Here is an 8516-nt window from a genome sequence, read left to right as displayed (position 1 = left end):
AACCCTCACCTTCATGCTGTCGGCGTACACGCGGAGGTCGCTGGTGATGACGCGGGTGTCGGGGGATAGGGCGGGGTCGGCGGCGAGGTAGGTGGTGTTTTCGACGGTTTGGATGGGTTGCACGCGGCGTTCGACGAGAAGCGTGTCGCCGGCGACGGTCCACACGGTCGGGGGCACCCCGGTCTCGCGGGTGCGTAGCGCGCTCCGGGGAATGACCACGTAGCGCGCGTCGCGGCGGGCCTGAATGTCGACGTTGACGAATGCGCCAACCGCCAGGGGCGGGCGGGCGCCGCCGACGGGTTGTTCGCTTCGCCGGGGCGCGACAGTGGGAAGCGTTTCGTACGGGTTCTGGACCCGGACGACGACGTCGACGGTGCGCGTCTGCTGATCGATCGCGCCTTCGACGCGGTCGACGTATCCGTCCCAGGAAAACGTGCTGCTACCGAAGGACGTCCGCACCGTGGCCGGGAGGGCGTCGGGGGACAGGCGCTGGTTTGCGCCCCAGAGCTCATCGATCAACTGCGCCTTGCTGGACGGAAGCGAGACGACGACTTCCACCGCATCGGTCGCGTAGACGGTGGCGATTGGCGTTCCCGGCCCCACGTATGAGCCGCGCGTGGCCTGACGCGTCCGGACGATGCCGTTGAACGGGACGGAGATGCGCGTGCGCCGAAGCCGCGTCTCGGCGTTGTCGAGGGAGGCGCGAGCACTTTCCAGATTCGCCTTGGCCTGGCGGAGCTGGGGTTCCCGGAAGACGAGACGACCGAGGTCCGTGCTATCGGGCTCCGGTGCGCTCCCCGTCCGGTCGCGGATGCGCTCGTACTCCTCACGGGCGACGGCCATTTCTTCCTCTGCCTGCAGCACGGCAAACTCGGCCTGCGTCACCTGTGCCTCGGCCTGCCGGACGGCGTTTCGATAATCTGACGGATCGATCTGCGCGAGGACGTCGCCGGCCTCGAAGCGGCCGCCGCTGACGAGCGCCCGGTTCGTCGACACGATACGACCGGCCACCTCCGCGGTGAGGGTGATCTCCTCGGTCGGGCGGACGGTGCCGGTGCCGTGGACGTACAGGCTGCCGGTTCGCACATCCACGGGAGCGGTACGCACCAGCGGTGCGGACGGGGGCGGCGAGGACTTTTCGGGTGCGGGCGCGAACACGCCCAGCAACACGGCGAGGAGAATCCCGGCTCCGATAACGCCGGCGCCGATCAGGTAGGATTTCATGGGAGCGCTGGGTCGGATCTGCGAAAGTCGAATCTACTGGAAGAGGCCTGGCTCGTCGAGCGGGTCCTGCTGCGTCCACGGGCCGCCAAGGGCACGGTAGAGCGTCAACCGGGCAGCGATTCGCTGCTGGCGCGCGGTGGCGGCACGCTGCTGTACGGTCAGCAGGTTCTGCTCGGCATCCAGGAGCGCGAGGTAGTCGCCGATGCCGCGCTGATAGCGACTCTGCTGCGTCTCGAACGACGCGCGGGCGGCATCCAGCTGGTTCTGGACCCGTTCGTAGGCTAGCTGTTGCTGCCGGTCGGCGACGAGGGCGGATTTGACCTCCTGGAACGCCGTCAGAAGCGTTTTCTCGTAAACGGCCAGTTGCTGGCGGTACTGTGCCTTGGTGACATCCACCCGAGCCCACAGTGCCCCGCCCTGGAAGAGCGGCGCCGACAGGTTGGCGATGAGGGAACTGAAGCGCTGGTCGATGTCGAGGAGATTGTCGAGACTCGCGCTCTGCAGCCCGCCCTCGGCCGTCAGGGAAAGGCGGGGAAGCATCTCCGCACGGGCGACGCCGATCTGCTGCCGAGCGGCTTCGAGGCGGGCGGAGGCTGCCATTACGTCCGGCCGCCGGGCGATCAGGTCGGACGGGAGACCGGCGGGGACGGGTTCAAGCGTGAGGCGATCGCGCGATGGGGCGGCGAGCAGGGCCTGCTCCTCCCCGGCAGCGCGGCCGGTCAGCACGGCCAGCCGGGTCTGGGCGTCGTACCGCTCGGCCCGGAGGGGCGGCTGATTGGCGCGCGCCTGCTCCAGTTGCTGGCGGACCGCGTACAGCTCGAAGGAGGACGTGATGCCGCGCTCGTAGCGGTCCTCGGTGACGGCGAGGCGATCCTCAAGCAGCGCAATGGCGTCGGTGGTGAGCGCCTCTCGACGGAGAAGCGACGCGTACTGCGTGTAGGCGGAGATCGTCTGGCTGATGACGGCAATCCGGGTGTTCTGAAGATCGGCCGCCGTGGCGAAGAACTGGCTCAGAGCCGCCTTGCGTTGGCTCCGGATGCGCCCCCAGAAGTCGACCTCGTAGCTGAGACCGAGGCTGGCACTGTATGTGGTGAAGCTGACGCGGTCGGGTGGGCCGCCGGTCTGGGAGCCGCCACCGCCCGTCTGGCCTCCTCCCTGTTGACCGCCGCCCTGCTGGCCGAAGACCGCCCCGAGTCCCGTGTTCAGCGGCTGCGTCTGCTGGTTGACCGTCCCGGTCGCGGTGGCGCTCGGGAAGAGCGGGGCCCGGGCGATCCGGAAGCGGGCCTGAAGCTCATCCAGGCGAGCCCGGGCGGAGCGCAGGTCGAGGTTGCCGACGAGGGCGGAGTCGACCAGCGTTTCGAGCACCGGGTCCCCGAGGCGCGTCCACCAGTCCGTCGGGACGGCGACGGAGGTGTCCGCCGCCGACGCGGGGAGAAGGGGGGAGTCGCTCTCGGCTTTGTAACGCTCCGGCAGGTTCGCCTCGGCCTCGGGCGTCTCCATCGAGGGCGTCATCGAGCAGCCTGCGAGGAGGGCGGCGCCGAGTAGCGCAGAGAGAATGGTTCGGAAAGCGTTCATGCCTGGATGGAAAGGTCGGCAGGGTGAAGAGAGGACGCGTTCGGCCGGGTCCACGACACGGTGTCCACGGCACCGGATCAACGTGGCGCCAGGCCACGGTAGATGAGCTCGAAAATGTGTTCGGTACGGCTGGTCACGAACGCGTCCCAGTTCCCGGCGTCCTCATGCAGTACCTCCACGGTCGGCCGCATGGCGAAGAAAAAGATGCAGGTCGACACGATGGACAGGATGGTGTGGTCGGGATCGACCGGGCGAATGTCCCCGTCCTCCACCGCGGCCCGGATTCGGTCGACCATAACCCGGGGCGGTGCGCCCTCCGTGGTCTTCATCCGGCGCACGTTCTCGGCGACGAGCGTCCCGCCGGCAAGATTCTCCGAGACGATCAGCCGCACGCATAGCTCATTGTCTCGAACGAAGGAGACGTAGCCTTCGATGAATGCCCGGAGCGTTTTCGCAAACGTCGGTGCCTCCGTGAGGGAGGCGCCGAAGGAGTCCATAAAGCGCTGCATGGTATGGCGAAAGACGTCCGCGTACAGCTGGTCTTTCCCGCGGAAGTAGTAGTGCAGCATCGCCTTGTTGATGCCGGCGGCATCGGCGATGGACTGCATCCGAGCACCATCTTTGCCCTTCCTCGCAAATTCCGCCAGCGCCGCATCGAAGATTTGCTGCTCCGTTTCGGAGTATTCGCTGACATCGAAGGACGGAGACGGTTTGGCGTCGCCCTCGGCGTTGTCAGGTGCTATGTTGTCGCTCGCGTCGGACATGAACGTTGACTCTTCGGATCGTAGGCCTTCAAGGAACGCGCGGAGTCTGACGATTTCAACCAGATGGTTAAACCGTATTGTTGAGATGTGGTAACAGACGACGCGCTACGGCTCATATATGGCCTGGGGATACGATGTCGTCACAGTTTGGTGGGGCGAGCCGGTCGTCGACGTCCAGAGCGACATAGCGCGGCAGGGATCGATCCATGAGCCGCGTGTAGACATAGCGACCCGGGCTGTCTGCGCGGGCGTGAGGAAGTGGGGGAGGCGTCACCGGTTGTTCACCGGGACACGGGGGTCGGTCAGTCGTCGCCCGCGGTCAACTCACGTTCGATGATACCGTCGAGGTACGCGATGGCGGCGTCGTCGGTCTCGGGGAGATCGTCATTGAATACGGCGTCCTTCACGGCGCCGGTCGCACGGCGTTCGGGGCCGCTCATGCGCTGGAGCATTGTTTCGAAGAGGTCTCCCCGTCGCAGCGCCTCATCTTTAATATCCATCAGGAACTGGAAGGCCGGGTCGTGCTGGTTCGGGATCTCGCCGTCGAGGATCGCTTCCCGGATCCATTCTTTCGCTATGCCCACGGCAACGCCCTCGTCGATGCCGAGCGTCTCCATGATCTCGTAGCCGTCGACGGGTGGTTCGAAGTTGCGCAGCCGGTCTTTTTCCTCGACCTCCTGCATTTTCTCCTCGACGTCGTCAAACGCGCGGAGATAGCGTCGTCGTCGTCGGGGATTGCCACTCGTGACGTCGCTTCGGACGAAGGTCATCAGGTCGTCAATGTCATCCCCCGCTTCGAACAGAAGGCGGCGGACGGCGGAGTCGGTTACGTCGTCGTCGACCAGCGCGATCGGTCGGTGGTGCAGGCGAACGAGCTTCTCCACGTAGCGCATGCGTTCATCCGTCGGTAGACGCAGGGTCCGGAAGATGCGCGGCACCTTCCGTGCGCTTCGTTCTTCGTGTCCGTGAAAGGTCCAACCGTTCTGCGGGTCGAACCGTTTGGTTTCCGGCTTGGCGATGTCGTGCAGGATCGCGACCCAGCGGAGCCAGAGCGTGTCCTCCCCGTCCCGGTCGGCCGTTCGCTCGGCGACGTTGTCGAGCACCTTCAGCGTGTGGTAAAAATTGTCCTTGTGCCGGCGGCCATTGACCTCATCGACCCCTTTCAGCTCCTGTAGTTCGGGGAAAATGTGTTTCAGAATGCCGGTCGCTTCCAGAATCTTGAACCCGATCGAGGGCTGATTGGCGGCAACGATTTTTTGTAGCTCGGTCGTAATGCGTTCCTGGCTCAGGATGTCGACCCGGTCCGCCTTGATTTTCATCGCTTCGAAGACACGGTCGGACACGCGAAACTCAAGCTGCGTGGCGAACCGGGCGGCCCGGATCATTCGGAGCGGGTCGTCCTCGAACGTTTCCTCCGGGTCGAGCGGTGTGTCGATAGTTTGCCGCTGCAGGTCGGACCGGCCGTCGAACGGATCCAGGATTTCCCCGAAGCGGTCCGGCGTGAGGTGGACGGCCATGGCATTGATCGTGAAGTCGCGGCGGTGCTGGTCGTCGTCCAGCGTGCCGTCCTCCACGATCGGCTTCCGTGAGTCGGACCGGTAGCTCTCCTTTCGTGCGGCCACGAACTCGAGGACAAGCGGTTCGTCTTCGTCGTCCGGCCCCCACTGCTCGGCCGGGATTCGGATGGCGGCGGTGCCGAAATTTGGGTAGACGTGCGCGGTGTATCCGCCGAGGTCCTCCGCCACGGCCCGGGCGAGGTCGATACCGGTTTCCGGTCCGACCGTCACGAAGTCGAGGTCCGTTGTAGGTCGGTCCAGGAGGACATCGCGCACGAGCCCGCCGACGGCGTAGGCTTCAATCGATTTGCGCTCTGCCACCACCCCGATCCGACGCAGAATATCAGCGTACGGGCGGTCATCGAGGGCGCTTGCGATGGACTCGGCGGTGAGAGACGGCACAGGCACGAAATGCGACAGTCGGACAGACGGCGAGGGGGGGCGCTCAAGCGATCCCGACCATGTATAACGACGCGGCGAACACGTCAGTTCGATGACGTGGTGGTTGGCCGCCCTGGATGCGCCGATCTTCGTCCCGATTTTGACGCGCGCGGTCGACGGCTACGACGACCGACCGGCCTCGCGATTGTTGATGATCCTCCGGGCGTCCTCGATGGTTTCAGCAAACCGCACCTGCCCTTCGACGCCCAGTTGCTCCACGAACGCGCGAAGGCCCGGGTGGGGCGAGCGGCCCCCGTCGACCATGAGGAAAAGGCCGGGCTCTGCGTCGAAGACGCGTGCGATGTAGTAGAATAGCGCTCCGATCGCGTCGGACTGCAGCATCACGAGGTCGGGGTACAGGGCCATGACCACAAACCCCGGCTCGATCGATTTGAGCACGTCTCGGAGCGGTGCGAGTTCACGCCGAACGTCCGTCCCGGAAATAGTCCCTTCTGCCTCGACGACGATGTGAGGCGCGGTCCTCGACTGTCGGTAGGAGATCATGGGTGAAACAAGCTCGGAAGACTCTGACGCATCCGGATAGTGAGGCTGGGCAGGCATGGGACGGCGGGCGCATGTCCGTACTCGATCGGAGAGATTCAGGTGGGTTCGTCCAACGGTACGTTACGACCCGCTCGCCTGTTGTGGCGTTTCGGCGGGGCGCTTTTTCGCGAAAACTCCGGTGGGTTTCGGTGTAGTCATACGACCGATGCGCTGCATATCTTGCGATGATGCAGCCGTGTGGGGTCCGCGTGCGTCAGCGGGCTGCCGCGTCGTTGCACCGGGGATCGGCTCAGGGTGCGACGGGCCAGCGCTCAGTCACTTCGTCATCGACCACGACCAGAAGCTCGTCCTGTGTGGCGACGGTGACGCAGGCGTGATTCGGCACAAACCGAACGCGGTCCCCGACCTCGAACGTTGCGGCCCCTGGAATTTCCAGCCAGCCGTGCTCCTCGCTCAGGCCCGTGATGTCGACGTGGGGATGCTCGCGCATGTAGGTTGCGTTGTAAAGAGCGATGCCGTAGCCGTCCGTGCAGGCACCGGTATCGGTTGTTACAACTTTCTTTCCGGCATCAATATACGCGCGTTCCGTACCGGAGTCGTCACGCCGCTTGCTGACGATCCGTCCCAGCACGGTAAGCGCGCAGTCGTCGAGCTCGCAGGCCCCGAGGCCGACCTGGATGGCGTCGTAGAACACGTAGTTCCCGGGTCGAACCTCCGTAACGGTGAGGCCGTCCCGCTCGGCATTCTGAAAATGGGTCATGGTGGGCGTCGACCCGACGCTGATCTCGAAGCGGTCTCGTTCCCGGTCGGGTGTCCCGTCGTCGTACAGGGCTGCAGCCACGTCCAGGATTCGTTCACGCTCCTCGAGGGCCGTCCGTCGAAGGGCGTCGTCCCGCGTTTCGCCTGTCTTCGGGCCGTGGTACCCCTGTCCGGCGTGCGTTAGAACGCCGCAGAGGTCAACTCCGGGAGCATTTGCGACCTGCCGGGCGAGGGCAACCGCCGCGTCCGGCTTGCCGAACGGTACGCCGCATCGGCCGTGGCCGACGTCGACCTCGATCAAGACCTCGACGTCCCGCCCTGCACCGGCGAAGAAATCGGACGCCTGTGCGATTCCGGCTTGCGTGTCGACGCAGAAGGAGATCCGTGCGTCGTCCATCAGCCCGAGAAGTCGCTCGTACTTATCGGCGCCGATGACGGTGTAGGCGAGGCGAATATCGTTGAAGCCGGCGGCGACAAACGCCTCGGCTTCTGGGATCGTGGCGACGGTCAGTCCGTCCGCGCCCTGCTCAACCTGACGCGTTGCGATATCGACCGATTTGTGGGTTTTGATGTGGGGCCGAAGGGCGACATTCTGTTCTGCAGCCCGCGATTGCATCCGCTTGATGTTTCGATCAAGCCGACCACGATCCACGAGAACGGCGGGTGTATGTAGGTCGTCGATCAGCATTCGGGGGCGGAAGAAGAGGAAGGGTGCAGTGGCGCGCTTGCGGGGAGGCGGCAACAGGTCGAAGGCATCGGCCTGTCCACCGGACGTACTAAGGCTGTTCGCGGCGATAGTTCACTGCTCGTCATCCTCCGCGATCTGCGTCGAGAGGATGCTGTCGTCGGGAAGAAGTTGGTCCACGACGTCCATGCCCTCGACGACGCGTCCGAACGCGGTGTACCGTCCGTCCAGGTGGGGCTGCATGCTGTGGGTAATGAAGAACTGGCTGCCCTCGGTGTCTTTCCCCGCACTCGCGATGCCGGCGGTTCCACGCTGGTAGGGGATACGGGTGAACTCGGACCGGATCGTGAATCCGGGTCCGCCCCACCCGTCGTAGCGGTCGACGTCGCCGCCCTGCACGACGAAGTTGGGGACGACGCGATGAAACGGGACGCCTTCGTATGCCCCTTCGCGGGCTAGGCTGGTGAGCGTCGTCACCGTTTGCGGCGCCTGTTCGACGTCCATCTCGATGACCACCCGGCCGCGGTTGGTTTGCAGGGTGAGGCGGGGGTGCCGGCCGAGGGCTTCGGCGCCCGACCAGTCGATCGGTCGGGTGTCGACGGTGCTGTCATCGACCGGTACCTCCGTTCCGGTGTGGTTTTCCAGGGAGGCGGCGGCCGTCGCGCGGATGACCGGGTGCTCGTGCTGAAGCTGCTCCCGGAGCGCGGCGGTGACGGCGTCCGAGCCGGGGACCTCGCCGAGCGCCCGGAGAATCGCCGTCATGCCTTCGAGATCGTCGGGGGTGGAGAGTTGCTGCAGCGTGGTCGTGAGGATGCCGGTTGCGCCCTGCGTTGTAAAGGCGGAATCCGCAAGGGCGGGTGCTGCGGCGTTGATTGTAGCGACGTCCCCACGAAAGACGCCCGCCGCGAGGGGTTCGAAATAGCGCGACACGCGGGCGGGGCTGAGCCGGTCGGCGCCTGCATGTCGCCGTTCCCATCGGTCGGCGATCGCGCTGAGGGCGGCTGCAGC

Annotated in this window: 7 protein-coding genes; all 7 read right to left on the bottom strand. The window is 65.4% G+C overall.

Annotation, left to right across the window (positions count from 1 at the left end):
• Positions 1-1224 (bottom strand): efflux RND transporter periplasmic adaptor subunit (locus ACFCU0_RS08460; RefSeq protein WP_434973228.1); only part of this gene is annotated, 1224 nt, incomplete at its 3' end.
• Between the two features lie 33 nt (positions 1225-1257).
• On the bottom strand, positions 1258-2799 hold the full coding sequence (locus ACFCU0_RS08455) for an efflux transporter outer membrane subunit (RefSeq protein WP_434973227.1): 1542 nt from the start codon (positions 2797-2799) through the stop codon (positions 1258-1260).
• Positions 2800-2876: 77 nt separating this feature from the next.
• Entirely contained in the window at positions 2877-3563 is a 687-nt protein-coding gene (locus tag ACFCU0_RS08450) for a TetR/AcrR family transcriptional regulator (protein ID WP_434973226.1), read from the bottom strand.
• Positions 3564-3865: 302 nt separating this feature from the next.
• The gene (locus tag ACFCU0_RS08445) at positions 3866-5521 is read right to left on the bottom strand and encodes a CCA tRNA nucleotidyltransferase (RefSeq protein WP_434973225.1); all 1656 of its coding nucleotides are present in this window, start codon (positions 5519-5521) and stop codon (positions 3866-3868) included.
• Positions 5522-5680: 159 nt separating this feature from the next.
• Positions 5681-6064 (bottom strand): hypothetical protein, encoded by a 384-nt coding sequence (locus ACFCU0_RS08440; RefSeq protein ID WP_434973224.1) that lies wholly within the window; start codon positions 6062-6064, stop codon positions 5681-5683.
• Between the two features lie 289 nt (positions 6065-6353).
• Positions 6354-7511, bottom strand: coding sequence for an alanine racemase (locus tag ACFCU0_RS08435; RefSeq protein WP_434973223.1), 1158 nt, complete (start codon positions 7509-7511; stop codon positions 6354-6356).
• A gap of 111 nt (positions 7512-7622) precedes the next feature.
• The coding region (locus tag ACFCU0_RS08430) for a peptidylprolyl isomerase (RefSeq protein WP_434973222.1) at positions 7623-8516 on the bottom strand (894 nt) is incomplete at its 5' end.

The sequence above is a fragment of the Longibacter sp. genome, from assembly GCF_051155795.1.
In the GTDB taxonomy this organism is placed as follows: Bacteria; Bacteroidota; Rhodothermia; order Rhodothermales; family Salinibacteraceae; genus Longibacter.
Note: the sequence above shows the minus strand (reverse complement) of the source record. Positions and strands in the feature narration are given on the sequence as shown.